Below are 11,748 nucleotides of genomic sequence, written 5' to 3'. Positions count from 1 at the left end.
CCCCGCTGCCTTGCGCCTCGTCCGCCTCGCGGTCGGCTGTGGCGGGCGTCGTGCGGTGGGCTGCGCTTTGGCTCATGGCGCTCGGGGTCCAGCCGGCGCAGGCGTGCTGGGAGCAGGCGGCGCAGCGGTACGGCGTCGCTGCCGAACTGCTCTATGCGATTGCCCGCGTCGAGTCGAACTTGAATCCGCGCGCGGTCAATCGGTCCCACGTCGCGCGCACCGGCTCCTACGACATTGGCCTCATGCAGATCAACAGCTCGCACCTGCCGCGGCTGGCCCGCCACGGCATCGCAGAAGCGCACCTGTTCGACCCCTGCACCAACATTCAGGTCGGCGCCTGGCTGCTCGCGGACACGTTCTCGCGCCATGGCGCGACGTGGAACGGGGTTGGAGCCTACAACGCCGCCTGCTCGCAGCTGAAGGGCGCACGGTGCACCGAAGCTCGGTCGCGCTATGCCTGGCAGGTCTTCCGCAAGCTGCCGGTGGCCGAGGGGGTCAGGCCATGAAGCGCCCTGCCATTCGCACGCTGCTGGCGTGGATTGCGTTCGGCGCGGCCGCCTGCAGTTCGATTGAACTGGCTGGGCCAAACCCGTCGATGTCACCGGCACCTGCGGCGCCTGGCTTGGGCGCAGCACGCATCGCGCAGTCCGGCTTCGGGGGCGACGCCCGCTTCGCGCTGTGCCAGCCGCCAGCCTGCCCGCGGCCCAGCGCCAAGTCGCTCCCTGCGCCCGCATCGACCCCCGTCGCCGTGGAACCGTCGCCTTCGCCTGCGCAGCGCGCGCAGGACGCGTTGACGCTGACGCCGACGGTCTCGCACAGGCCACCGCAAGCTTCGGCGTCCGAGGCGATCGAAGACCCGTCGCCGCTGAAGGTCGTCGTGCACTTCGGCTTCGGTCGATCGGACCTCGACACCGCGGGGCGTGACGCCCTCGATCTCGCGGCCACACAGCCGCTGCCGATTCGCCGTGTGTTGATCGCAGGGCGTACCGACAGCATCGGGCCCCCTGCATCAAACCAGGCTCTCGCACAAGCCCGCGCCGAGGCGGTGCAGCGCTACCTGACGGCGCGCCACTCGCGCCTGCTTGCCGGCGCCGAAGTGCGCGTGCAGTCCCAAGGTGCGTGCTGCTACGCCGCCACCAACGGCAACGCTTCGGGTCGGGCAGCCAACCGGCGTGTCGAGGTCACCCTCGAGCGCGACGGAGGTGAGTTGTGAGCCGGAGGGCCAGTTCCTCCGGCGCGGTCAGGCCCGCATGGCGCTGGTCCAACTGCCGTGCACCGCCCCCGCAGTGGACGCACCCACGTGCCGTCACGACAACCCCCCAACCCGAGTTCATCTCTCCACGCTCAACCAATGAGGTTTCCATGACCACCACCACTCTTGCCGCTCCCACGCTCACCCGCCGCGCCCCACGCCGGCCGTGGACCATCGCCGTCCTGTTGTGCCTGATCGCACTCGGCCTGGGCATCGCATTCCCCGGCCACGCGCTCGACCTGGTCGCCTTCACCGGCATCACCGGCCCGCTGACTTCCGCGCTTACCGCCATCGCGAGCCTCGGCCCCGGCATCAAGGCGCTGGTCGGCTTCGTGGGCTTCGTCGTCGCGCTGATCTCGCTGGCGGCGCTGCGCAACTTCGGGCCGGTGCTGTTCTACGTCGGCCTGGCCATCTTCGCCGCCGTCGGCTTGGTCATCGCCGGCGCCATCATGGGCGCGGTTGTCTGAGCCGCCGCGAAGCCTGCTGCACGCACCGCCCGGAGGCTCCATGCACGCCGACACCTACATCCCACGGCGTCTCGACGACCAGTGGAAGATCGGCTTCTGGGACGTCGACGTCGCCGCGCCCGCGCTGCTGGGCCTGTTCATGGGCTACATGTCGGGCTCGAAGCTCTCGTTCGCGCTGTGCTTCGCCGCGGGGCTGTTCACCTCGCGCTGGATCGCCCGCATCAAGGCCGACAAGCACCCGGCCTTCGCGATCCATTGGCTCTACTGGCACCTGCCGACCAGCCCGCTGACCGCGATGCGCGCCACGCCGCCTTCGCACATCCGCCGCATGGTCGGCTGAGACCCGGAGCGCGCCCACCATGGACTTCGAACGGCTCAGTGGCGACCTGAAGGAGCTGCGGCGCCGCAACCGCACGCTCGGCGCGGCCGTCGGCCTGCTGGCAGCCGGCCATGTGCTCGCGCTGGCCGTGGTGCTGAACCTGATCGGTGCCGTGCGCACGGTGGTCGTGCCGCCGTCGATCAACAAGTCCTTCTGGGTCACGCGCGACAAGGCCAGCGGCGAGTACCTGGAACAGATGGGCAGCTTCGTCGCCTGGCTGGTGCTCGACGTGACACCGGCCTCCATCGACTGGAAGAAGGACATCCTGCTCGGCTACGTCGAACCCGAGCAGCACGGCGGCCTGAAGACCCGGCAGGAACTCGAGGCGGGGCGCCTCAAGCGCATCAACGCGAGCACCTCGTTCGCCCCGCAGCAGCTCGTGCCCAGCGAGGAAGGCCAGTCGGTGGTGGTGCGCGGCCGGCTGCGCACGCTCGTCAACGGCGTCGAGACCGCGAACGACCTGAAGGCCTACCTGGTGGAGTTCAGCTACGCCGGCGGCCGCGTGCATCTCAAGACCTTCAAGGAGCTTCCCCATGCGGCCTCGTAGCCTCACAGGCGCGCCTCGACCCGTTGCGGCCGTGCTGATCGCGTTGGCTTGCACTTCGGCAAGCCACGCGCTGCAGATCGTCGATGCGCGCGACGGCGTGGCGGTGGAAGCCATCCTGTCGGTCAAGGAGCCGACGCGCATCCGCATCGAGGGTGCGCCGATCACCGATGTCTTCGGCAACATCCACTCCAGTTCCTGCGGCGGTGCGGCGGCTGGTGCATCCGGGTCGCCCGGCTCGCCGGTGGCGCCTCTTTCACCGGCGGTCAACCCTGCCGGCGAGATCGTCGTCGAGTGCGACCGCGACAAGGGTGAGATCTACGTGCGGCCAGTCGCCACTGCCGGCGATGGCGCCGCCGCGGGGAAGCCGGTGAACCTGTTCATCTCGTCGGCCCACGCGACCTTCACGCTGATCCTGCGCCGGGCCGACACGCCGGCCGACACCATCCTGATCCGCGACCGCAGCGTCCCGCCCGTGCCGGTCGATGGCCGCGCATCGTCCGGCCCGTCCAGCCCCTCGGCCCAGCACGTGCGCGCCATGAAGGCGTTGCTGGTCGCGATGGCGTCGGACCGCGTGCCACCGGACGTGCGCGTGGACGAACTCAACCGGCCGGTGCAACTGTGGGCCGAGGCGCGCTTTGCGCTGATGCGCCGCTACGAAGGCCGCGGCCTGACCGGCGAGAAGTACCTGCTGCAGAACGTCAGCGGGGTCGTGATGGTGCTCGCCGAACAGGAGTTCGACCGCCCCGACAGCAAGGCCGGCGGCCAGGTGCTCGGCGTCGCGGTCGAGCACCACCAGCTGCGGCCCGGCGAGAGCACCAGCGTCTACGTGATCCGCCGTGGAGGCGAGCGATGAACCTGCCCGTACCGATGCGCTCGCTGGTTGAGCGCCTGACGCCGCGGCAGCGTCAGTACGCCATGCTCGGCGCCATCCTGCTGGGCGGCGTGGGCCTGCTGTGGCTGGTCTTCGCCTTCGCCGAGAGCGCGCCCTCGAGCCAGGCCGGCAAGGCCAGCGGCGGCACGCCGGGCGCGGTCACCAACATCGGCGTGATGCCGCCGGGTCAGCAGGTCAACCCGGTGGACCAGTGGGTCGGTACGGCCGGCAGCAAGCTCGCGCAGTACGAGAGCGAGCGCGAAGAACAAGGCCGGCTGAACAAGGACCGCCAGGCCTTCGAGGCGCGCACGATGCAGCGCTTCGCCGAACTCGAGCAGCGGCTGACTGCGACCACGCAGGCGGTCCAGGCGCCCGGGCCGGTGCCCGCTCCAAATCCGGCACCCGTGCCGACTCTCCCGCCGCCCTCGGCGCTGCCACCACCGCCGCCCGCACCACGCGGGGCTGCAGGGGCGGTACCAGCGATGCCACCCGGCGTGCCGCCGGCGCCGCTGTCTACGGCGCTGCCGCTTCAGGCGCCAGCCGCACCAGTCCTGATGCGCATCGCGGTGGCCGACCGCGCTGCCACCAGCGCGCCGACGCTCGCAGCCTCGGACGCCCGCACGCTGTCGACTTTCCTGCCCGTGAGCTTCACGCGTGGCACGCTGCTCGGCGGTCTGGACGCGCCCACCGGCGGCCAGTCGCAATCCAACCCGCATCCGGTGCTGATCCGCCTCTCGGACAACTCGGTGCTGCCGAATCGCTTCCGCGGCGAGTACCGCGACTGCTTCGTGATCGCGGCGGGCTATGGCGACATCAGTTCCGAACGCGCCTACCTGCGCACCGAGAACCTCTCCTGCGTGCGCGCCGACGGCGCGGCGCTGGAAGTACGCATCCAGGGCAGCGTGTACGGCGAAGACGGCAAGGTCGGCATGCGTGGCCGCCTGGTCACCAAGCAGGGGCAGATGCTGGCCAACGCGCTGCTGGCCGGTGTGGTCAGCGGCATCGGCCAGGGGCTGGCCACCTCGTCGACCAGCTACAGCACCTCGGCGCTGGGCACGATCGCCACCGCCTCGGGCGCCGACGCCTACCGCGCCGGCCTGGGCACTGGCGTCGGGCGCGCGCTCGACCGGCTGGCGCAGTACTACATCAAGCTCGCCGAGAACACGTTTCCGGTGATCGAGGTCGATGCCGGCCGCGAGATCGACGTCGTCATCACCAAGGGCGTGCGCATCGACCTGCCGCCGCCCGGCTCCGAGCAGCGCGCCAGCGCGAACCCTTCTTCAACCACTCGCAGCACGGAGGCCGACGACGATGGCTCCTACTGATCCGCTCCGCTGCAGGCCGCTGACGCGGCCCGCGGCACTCGCCACGCTGTGCATCGCGCTGCTGTCGCCGCTGGCCGCGGCGGTAGCGGCCGGCCCGAATGCCGACGAGTCCCGACTGCTCGGCGTGCTGCGCAAGGCCCATCCCGGCACGCGCTTCACCGAGGTCGCGCGTTCGCCCGTGCCCGGCGTCTACGAGGTCTGGATGAACGGCAACGTCGCCTTCGTGGCCGCGCGCGACCCGCGCTACTTCATCTTCGGTCGCCTCTTCGACACGCGCACGATGACCGACCTGACCGGGCCGCGCCTGCTGGCCGCCGCGCGTGCCGAGCCGGCGACGGCCGCGATCCCATCGGCGGCAACCATCGCATTCGGTTCGCTGCCCGTCGCGGACGCGATCACGACGGTGCGCGGCAACGGCCGCCGCCAGCTCGCAGTCTTCAGCGACCCCGGCTGCAGCTTCTGCCGCCGGCTCGAACCCGAACTCGATGGCCTCGACGACGTCACGATCCACACCTTCCTTCTGCCCTTCCAGGGCATGGCGCGACCGGTCTCGATCTGGTGCGCGGCGGACCGTGCACAGGCATGGCGACAGGCGATGCACGACGGCGTTGCGCCAACTGCGACAACAGCGTCCTCCTGCGAGCACCCGATCGACCGCAACCTCGCACTCGCCCGCCAGTTGGGCGTCAATGGAACGCCGACCCTGTTCTGGGCCGACGGGACGCGCACCGAAGGCTTCGTCACCCGGCCGGTGATCGAGGACCGGCTGGCCCGCACGGCGCCCGAGGCCAGGCCATGAATGCCCACCACATGAGTCGCCTGGTGGCCCTGCTCGGCGGCGTGGTGTCGCTCGCAGGCTGCATGAGCCTGTCCGGCCTGAGCGGCAACTCCAGCTACGCCTGCAAGGCACCGGACGGCGTGACCTGCCAGTCCGTGTCCGGGACCTATGCCAACGCGGTGGCGAACAACCTGCCGGCGCAGCGGGCTCGCGCGACGCCGGCCGCTGCGCCCGACTTGGCACCCCCTGCGTCGGCAGCAAGCACACCGACCGCGCGCAACGCACCGGCCGACGCCGCGCAGGTGCTCCCGTTGCGCTCCGCACCGCGCATCCTGCGGCTGTGGTTCAAGCCCTGGGAGGACGCCGACCGCGATCTCTACGACCAGGGCTATGTGTACGTGCAGGTCGATGGCGGCCGTTGGCTCGTCGACCCCGCCCAGCGAGCGATCCGCGAAGCCTACGCACCCGTGCGTGCACCCGCCGGACGCGCAGCCGCGGACCCCGCACCCCGAGCACCCGCCGCGGGTGTCCAGCGTCCGCCCGGTCTCGACCAGTTGATCCCTGGTCTGCCAACGCGGCCCGCCGCACCGGCCAGTGGCGACAACCCCGACTGAGGCCACGATGAACGCCCGCCTCCCCCATGTCGAACGCGCTGGCCTCGCGAACTGGCTGCCCTTCGGTGCCGAAGCCGACTCGCCCGCCGAACAGTTCGCCGCCTGGCTGCCCTACTCGGCCTATCTGACCGACGAGAAGCTGTTCGTCAACCGCGACGGCCTCGGCTTCCTGCTGGAGCTGATGCCGCAGTCCGGCGCCGACGAACGCATGGCCGAGGTGCTGGTGTCGCTCTACGCGACCTGCCCGCCGGGTACCGGGGTTCAGTTTCACCTGTTCGCCTCGCCGCACATTCGCGAGCAGCTATGTCGCTACGCCAATCTGCGCGTCGAGGACAGCGACCAGGCCGAGAAGGCCAAACACTGGGGCCGGCCCGCGCGCAACGACAACCTCTTCCACCGTCTGGCGCGCCAGCGTGTCGGCCATCTGCTCGGCGGCGCCCAGCGGTCGCTGACGTCGGGCTTCCACTACACGATCCGCGACTTCCGGCTGATGATGAGCGTCGCGCTGCCGGGCGATGCCGGCCAGCTGAACCGCCGCGACGAACTGGTGGCGCTGCGCGAGTCGATGGCTTCGACACTGCGCTCGGCCTCGCTGCCGAACCGCGTGTGCGACGCCGCCGACCTGATCAACTGGTGCGCGCTGTTCACGAACCCCGATCGCATCTCGCAGGCTGACGCCCCGAACCTGCACTACGACGACGGCCGCGAGATCCGCGACCAGATCGTCGACTTCGACACCATCCAGGACCCGCAGCCCGGCGGCCTGACCTTGTGGAAGGAAGGCAGCGAACACCGCCTCGAAGCGCGCTTCTACTCGATCAAGTCCTTCCCCGAACGCTTCGCGCTCTGGCAGATGGGCTCGCTGATCGGCGACCTGATGCAGCCGGCGCTGCAGTACAGCGCGCCCTTCCTGCTGACGATGGGCGTGCACGTGCTCGATCCGAACGTCACCAAGTCGGTGGTCACCGCAAACCATGTGCGTGCGACGCAGAACGCACGCAGCAAGATGGCCGAGGTGATGCCCGACGTGGGCAAGAAGCTGCAGGACTGGACTGCCGCGGCCAACGCGATCGACGTCGGCAGCAACTTGGTGAGCCTGTACCACCAGCTCGCGATCTTCTCGCCACCGGGCAAGTCGGTCGCCGCGCAGGAGACGGCGAACGCGATCTGGCGCGGCCGTGGGTTCCAGCTCAACGCGGATGTCTACATGCACCGGCAGGCGCTGCTGGCCAGCCTGCCGATGACGCTGTCCGAGCGCTTCCACCGCGACCTGGCCAAGATGCGCCGCGTCTCGCGCAAAACGATGGCCAATGCCATCCACCTCGCGCCGCTGATCGCCGAGTGGCGCGGCACGCGCACGCCGGCGCTCGTGTTTGGCGGCCGGCGCGGCCAGCTGATGACGCTTGACATCTTCGACAACGACCTCGGCAACTACAACTTCGCGATCATCGGCGCGCCGGGCTCGGGCAAGTCGGTGCTGATGAACGAGATGGCCTGGTCCTACCGCGCCATAGACGCCAAGGTCTGGATGCTGGACCTGGGCCGCTCGTTCGAGAAACTGTGCCGCAAGGCCAAGGGCACCTACATCGAGTTCAAGCCCGATGTCGCCATCTGCCTGAACCCTTTCACTCACATCGTCGACATCAACGAGGACATCGACATGCTGGTGCCGGCCATCTCGAAGATGGCCTCGATGTCGCGGCCGCTGGACGAGGTTCAGTACAAGGCCATCTCGGCGATGGTGCTCAAGCTCTTCCGCGCGCACGGCAACGATCTGACCGTCACCGCACTGCGCGACGCCTTCAAGGCCGGCACGATCGAGGAGCTGGGCGTGCGCGAGGACCCGCGCATCAAGGACCTGGCGATCATGCTGAACCCCTATGCACGGGGCGGCCAGTACGAGCGCTTCTTCGAGGGCCGCAACAGCATCGACTTCGAGAACGACTTCGTCGTCATCGAGAATGAGGAACTCAAGCGCCGGCCCGACCTGCATGCGGTGGTCAACATCCTGCTGCTGCACCAGATCACCGGCGAGATGTACCTGACGCGCAACCGGCGCAAGGTGCTGTTCATCGACGAGTTGAAGCAGCAACTGGGCGACATCGGCGCCGACGATCCGGTCAAGGCCGCTGTCGTCGAGGAGGCCGCGCGCCGCGCCCGCAAGTACGGCGGTTCGCTCGGCACCGCCACGCAGAGCGCCGACGACTACTACGGCTCGGCGCAGATGGAAGCGGCCTTCAACTGCTCCGACTGGGTCTTCCTGCTGCGCCAGAAGCCCGAGTCGATCGAGATGCTCGACCGCCAGGGCCGGCTGTCGATGGACGAGCCGAAGAAGCGGCTGCTGAACTCGCTGCGCACCGAGCCGGGCGTGTTCTCCGAGGTCTACATCTCGTCGCCCGTTGGCGAAGGCGTGGCGCGCAACATCCTCGATCCGGCGACCCACCTGCTCTTCTCCAACAAGCTCGAAGACAACGCACCGATCGACGAACTGCGTGCCCAGGGCCTGTCGATCGACGAGGCGATCGCGGAGCTGGTGCGTCGCCGGGGTCATGTGTCATGAGCCCGGGCCTGAAGTCTGCGCTGCTGAACGCGGGCATGGCCTGCGCAATCGTGCTCGGCACGCTGGCCGCCTACGACCGCGTCGTGGTCCGACCGTCGCAGCTGATCGGCGTGGTCGATGTGGCCGAGGTCTACCGTCAGAAGGAAGCCGAGTTCACGCTGATCCTGACGCGCGCCGCAAGCGAGGGCGAGCGCGAGCAGGCAATGCGCATGGCGCGCAGCTTTGCGCAGCGCCTGCCGCTTGCGCTGGAGGAACTGCCGCGTGACTGCGGCTGCCTGGTGGTTCTGAAGACCGCCGTCGCGGCGCCTGCACCGCGGACCGTGGACTTGACGGCGCATCTGCGCCGCAAGGTGGAGGCGCCATGACCCACCGCATTGACCGCCTCCGAGCCAGCACCCGCGATTTCGGCGCCCACCTGCGCCAGCGCTGGTACCTGTACCTGCCGGTCTTCGCGATCTGGGGCTTCGCCTACACGCGCCTGTTCATCGACCCCACGCCGCGCCTGCCGGTGCTCTTCAACTGGACACCGAGCCTGCCCTGCCGAGTGGCGCTGCTGCAGTACGGGACGAACGCGCTCAAGCGCGGCGACTACGTGGTGTTCGCCTTCGACGGCGAAGCCCAGGCGCGTTATCCGGGGCTGCGCGGCCAGCCCTTCTTCAAGATCGTGCGCGGCCTGCCCGGCGATCACATCACCGTCGAAGGGCGCGTGGTCGCGATCAACGGCGAGGTCGTCGGCCAGGCCAAGACCCATACCCACGACCGGCAAGCGCTCGAGCCGATCCTGGCCGCCGTGATTCCAGCCGGCCACTACTACGTGCAGGGCACCAGCCCCGACTCCTTCGACTCGCGCTACCGGGCCAGCGGCCTCGTGCGCGCGGACCAGGTGCTCGGCACCGTGATCCCGCTGTTCTGACGAGGCACGGCGATGCAACACGCTCGACACCTTGCCGGCACCCTGTTGGCCCTGCTTGTTCTTGCCGCGGCTGGTCCCGGCCCTGTGCGCGCGCAGACCTCGCCGGCGCAGCCGGGTGCTCCCGGCACCAGCGAGATGCCGATCGAGGACTATCTGGCACTGCTTGCGCGCATCGCGCCGGCCGCCCACGACGGTGCCCGTGCATACCGGCAGGCCTGGTTGCAGCGCTGCGGCCGTTCGTTGACGACCGCGGAGCTGCGCGTGGCGATGGCGGTGGGGGACGGCAACCCGGTGCTGATGGGCATGATCCGGGCGAGCCATCTGCGCGACGCCGCGGCGCTCGCCAGCCTCGCGGCCCTGATCGATTGCACGCGGGGTACCCGATGAGCCGGGCCGCCGCGCCGTTGTTGGTCGCGGCCTTGCTGGCCGTCGGCGGCAGGGCCAGCGCAGTCGATCTCGGCACCCTCGGGCCGACCTATGAGATCGCCGAGCCGCACTTGCTGGCCTTCATCGAGCAGCGGCTGCGCGAGAAGGAGCGCAGCGGCGAGTTGCAGCGGCTCGCGGAGGCGGCACGGGCCCGCGGCATCGACACCGTGCGCCAGCCGCCGCCCGTCGAAGGCCTGCGCACCACCGAGCGCCCGCGCACCTTCTACGTCGACCCGAGTTTCACGCTCGACCGCAACATCACCGACTCGCAGGGCCGCCTGATGTTCGCGGCGGGCACACGCAAGAACCCGCTGGAGGTGGTGTCGCTGTCGCGCCACCTGCTGTTCTTCGACGCCCGCGACCCGCGGCAGGTGAAACACGCCCGCGAGCTGAGCGGACGCTACGCGGGCCGCATCAAGCCGATCCTGACGGGAGGCTCCTACCTCGACCTGATGAAGGCCTGGCGCGTGCCCGTGTACTACGACCAGGCCGGCACCCTGACCCGCCGCTTCGGCATCCGCCAGGTGCCGGCGCTGGTGTCGCAGGACGGACTGCGCCTGCGCATCGACGAACTGGGGCTGCCATGAGTATCGGCCGATACCTGCGCGCATGGGCCGCGGTACTGGCCGCCACGCTCGCGACCGGCACCGCGCTGGCCGGCGACAGCCTGACCTGCACGGGTCGGTTCCCGAACCCCATCACCGACATCTGCTGGAGCTGCATCCTGCCGATCACACTGGGCGGCACCACGCTGGCCAATCTCGACGGGCAGGAAGACATCGCCAATCCGTCCAGCCCCGTCTGCAGTTGCGGCGTGAACCCGACCGTCGGCCTGTCGATCGGTTTCTGGGAGCCGGCACGCCATGTCGAGGCAGTCCGCAAGCCCTTCTGTCTGGCGTCGCTCGGCGGCGTCGACCTGGACCCCGGCATCGATGCGCCGACTGCCGCGCGCTTCACGCGGCCGGAGGGCGACGGTGACGGTGGCAGCTTCTACCAGGCGCACTTCTACATGAACCCGGTGCTGTACTGGCTGGAGGTCGTGACGGACTTTCCGTGCCTGGAACGTGGCTCGTTCGACCTCGCCTACCTCACCGAAGTCGACCCGCTGTGGAACGACGACGAACTGACGCTGATCCTCAACCCCGAGGCGGTGCTGTTCGCCAACCCGGTGGCCGTGGCGGCCTGCGCGGCCGACTGCGTCGCGGCGACCGCAGGCTTCGGCATCGCCGAGATGTTCTGGTGTGCAGGCTGCCAGGGCGGCCTCTACCCGCTCGACGGCCACGTGCCCTACCACCTCGGCGGCGTGCGCACGGCGGCGCTGATCGCCCAGCGCCTGACCGCCAAGATGCACCGCGAACTGCTGGCCTGGGGCTGGCATGGCAGGGCGGGCCTCTGCGGCCCCTACTTCCTACCGGCGATGGACAAGACCGCCTACAAGACCCAGCTGACCTACCCGGTGACCAACACGGCGAAGGACGGCGGACGCTGCTGCCAGCCCTTCGGCCGCAGCACCATCGTCTGGGGCGCCGGCAAGGAGTACCCGGTGCGCGGCGAGGACTTCGCCTTCATGTTGTTCCGCAAGAGGAACTGCTGTGTGGGCTACTGAACTCCGTTGC

Annotated in this window: 15 protein-coding genes; all 15 read left to right on the top strand. The window is 69.7% G+C overall.

Going from position 1 to position 11,748, the window contains the following annotated elements:
- Positions 1-74: 74 nt before the first annotated feature.
- The 15 genes from D9C15_RS11900 (at position 75) to D9C15_RS11830 (ending at position 11,738) form a co-directional block, all read left to right on the top strand.
- A complete protein-coding gene (locus D9C15_RS11900; protein ID WP_127997819.1) occupies positions 75-506 on the top strand; it encodes a lytic transglycosylase domain-containing protein in 432 nt (143 codons plus the stop codon).
- On the top strand, positions 503-1,213 hold the full coding sequence (locus tag D9C15_RS11895) for an OmpA family protein (protein WP_127997650.1): 711 nt from the start codon (positions 503-505) through the stop codon (positions 1,211-1,213). Before D9C15_RS11900 ends, D9C15_RS11895 begins: the two co-directional genes overlap by 4 nt.
- 149 nt (positions 1,214-1,362) lie before the next feature.
- Positions 1,363-1,719, top strand: a complete 357-nt coding sequence (locus D9C15_RS11890; protein ID WP_127997649.1) for a hypothetical protein — start codon at positions 1,363-1,365, stop codon at positions 1,717-1,719.
- 40 nt (positions 1,720-1,759) lie between these two features.
- Positions 1,760-2,059, top strand: a complete 300-nt coding sequence (gene traL / locus D9C15_RS11885; RefSeq protein ID WP_112184186.1) for a type IV conjugative transfer system protein TraL — start codon at positions 1,760-1,762, stop codon at positions 2,057-2,059.
- Positions 2,060-2,078: 19 nt separating this feature from the next.
- Positions 2,079-2,645: a type IV conjugative transfer system protein TraE gene (gene traE / locus D9C15_RS11880; RefSeq protein WP_127997648.1), complete on the top strand. Its 567-nt coding sequence runs from the start codon at positions 2,079-2,081 to the stop codon at positions 2,643-2,645.
- Between the two features lie 31 nt (positions 2,646-2,676).
- On the top strand, positions 2,677-3,498 hold the full coding sequence (locus tag D9C15_RS11875) for a type-F conjugative transfer system secretin TraK (protein WP_240668376.1): 822 nt from the start codon (positions 2,677-2,679) through the stop codon (positions 3,496-3,498).
- Complete coding sequence (locus D9C15_RS11870) at positions 3,495-4,841, top strand: TraB/VirB10 family protein (RefSeq protein WP_127997646.1); 1,347 nt, start codon at positions 3,495-3,497, stop codon at positions 4,839-4,841. The genes D9C15_RS11875 and D9C15_RS11870 overlap by 4 nt, the downstream gene beginning before the upstream one ends.
- Entirely contained in the window at positions 4,828-5,640 is an 813-nt protein-coding gene (locus D9C15_RS11865) for a DsbC family protein (RefSeq protein ID WP_127997645.1), read from the top strand. Before D9C15_RS11870 ends, D9C15_RS11865 begins: the two co-directional genes overlap by 14 nt.
- Positions 5,637-6,233 carry a TraV family lipoprotein gene (locus D9C15_RS11860; protein WP_240668375.1) on the top strand — a complete coding sequence of 199 codons (597 nt, stop codon included), beginning with the start codon at positions 5,637-5,639 and terminating at the stop codon, positions 6,231-6,233. Before D9C15_RS11865 ends, D9C15_RS11860 begins: the two co-directional genes overlap by 4 nt.
- Positions 6,234-6,240: 7 nt before the next feature.
- Positions 6,241-8,793: a type IV secretion system protein TraC gene (gene traC / locus D9C15_RS11855; protein ID WP_127997644.1), complete on the top strand. Its 2,553-nt coding sequence runs from the start codon at positions 6,241-6,243 to the stop codon at positions 8,791-8,793.
- On the top strand, positions 8,790-9,158 hold the full coding sequence (locus D9C15_RS11850) for a hypothetical protein (protein WP_127997643.1): 369 nt from the start codon (positions 8,790-8,792) through the stop codon (positions 9,156-9,158). The genes traC and D9C15_RS11850 overlap by 4 nt, the downstream gene beginning before the upstream one ends.
- Positions 9,155-9,706, top strand: a complete 552-nt coding sequence (traF, locus tag D9C15_RS11845) for a conjugative transfer signal peptidase TraF (RefSeq protein WP_127997642.1) — start codon at positions 9,155-9,157, stop codon at positions 9,704-9,706. The genes D9C15_RS11850 and traF overlap by 4 nt, the downstream gene beginning before the upstream one ends.
- Before the next feature lie 12 nt (positions 9,707-9,718).
- Positions 9,719-10,093, top strand: coding sequence for a hypothetical protein (locus tag D9C15_RS11840; protein WP_127997641.1), 375 nt, complete (start codon positions 9,719-9,721; stop codon positions 10,091-10,093).
- Positions 10,090-10,719 carry a type-F conjugative transfer system protein TraW gene (gene traW, locus D9C15_RS11835; RefSeq protein WP_127997640.1) on the top strand — a complete coding sequence of 210 codons (630 nt, stop codon included), beginning with the start codon at positions 10,090-10,092 and terminating at the stop codon, positions 10,717-10,719. Before D9C15_RS11840 ends, traW begins: the two co-directional genes overlap by 4 nt.
- Before the next feature lie 2 nt (positions 10,720-10,721).
- Positions 10,722-11,738: a TraU family protein gene (locus tag D9C15_RS11830; RefSeq protein ID WP_375138783.1), complete on the top strand. Its 1,017-nt coding sequence runs from the start codon at positions 10,722-10,724 to the stop codon at positions 11,736-11,738.
- Positions 11,739-11,748: the final 10 nt, after the last annotated feature.

Origin of the sequence: Piscinibacter defluvii, assembly GCF_004011805.1 — a bacterium.
Taxonomy (GTDB): domain Bacteria; phylum Pseudomonadota; class Gammaproteobacteria; order Burkholderiales; family Burkholderiaceae_C; genus Piscinibacter; species Piscinibacter defluvii.
This window is presented reverse-complemented; position numbering and strand designations above follow the sequence as displayed.

Coding starts and splice junctions, on each gene's coding strand:
- D9C15_RS11900 (WP_127997819.1), top strand. CDS start 75: ATGGCGCTCGGGGTCCAGCCGGCGCAGGCGTGCTGGGAGCAGGCGGCG.
- D9C15_RS11895 (WP_127997650.1), top strand. CDS start 503: ATGAAGCGCCCTGCCATTCGCACGCTGCTGGCGTGGATTGCGTTCGGC.
- D9C15_RS11890 (WP_127997649.1), top strand. CDS start 1,363: ATGACCACCACCACTCTTGCCGCTCCCACGCTCACCCGCCGCGCCCCA.
- traL (WP_112184186.1), top strand. CDS start 1,760: ATGCACGCCGACACCTACATCCCACGGCGTCTCGACGACCAGTGGAAG.
- traE (WP_127997648.1), top strand. CDS start 2,079: ATGGACTTCGAACGGCTCAGTGGCGACCTGAAGGAGCTGCGGCGCCGC.
- D9C15_RS11870 (WP_127997646.1), top strand. CDS start 3,495: ATGAACCTGCCCGTACCGATGCGCTCGCTGGTTGAGCGCCTGACGCCG.
- D9C15_RS11865 (WP_127997645.1), top strand. CDS start 4,828: ATGGCTCCTACTGATCCGCTCCGCTGCAGGCCGCTGACGCGGCCCGCG.
- D9C15_RS11860 (WP_240668375.1), top strand. CDS start 5,637: ATGAATGCCCACCACATGAGTCGCCTGGTGGCCCTGCTCGGCGGCGTG.
- traC (WP_127997644.1), top strand. CDS start 6,241: ATGAACGCCCGCCTCCCCCATGTCGAACGCGCTGGCCTCGCGAACTGG.
- D9C15_RS11850 (WP_127997643.1), top strand. CDS start 8,790: ATGAGCCCGGGCCTGAAGTCTGCGCTGCTGAACGCGGGCATGGCCTGC.
- traF (WP_127997642.1), top strand. CDS start 9,155: ATGACCCACCGCATTGACCGCCTCCGAGCCAGCACCCGCGATTTCGGC.
- D9C15_RS11840 (WP_127997641.1), top strand. CDS start 9,719: ATGCAACACGCTCGACACCTTGCCGGCACCCTGTTGGCCCTGCTTGTT.
- traW (WP_127997640.1), top strand. CDS start 10,090: ATGAGCCGGGCCGCCGCGCCGTTGTTGGTCGCGGCCTTGCTGGCCGTC.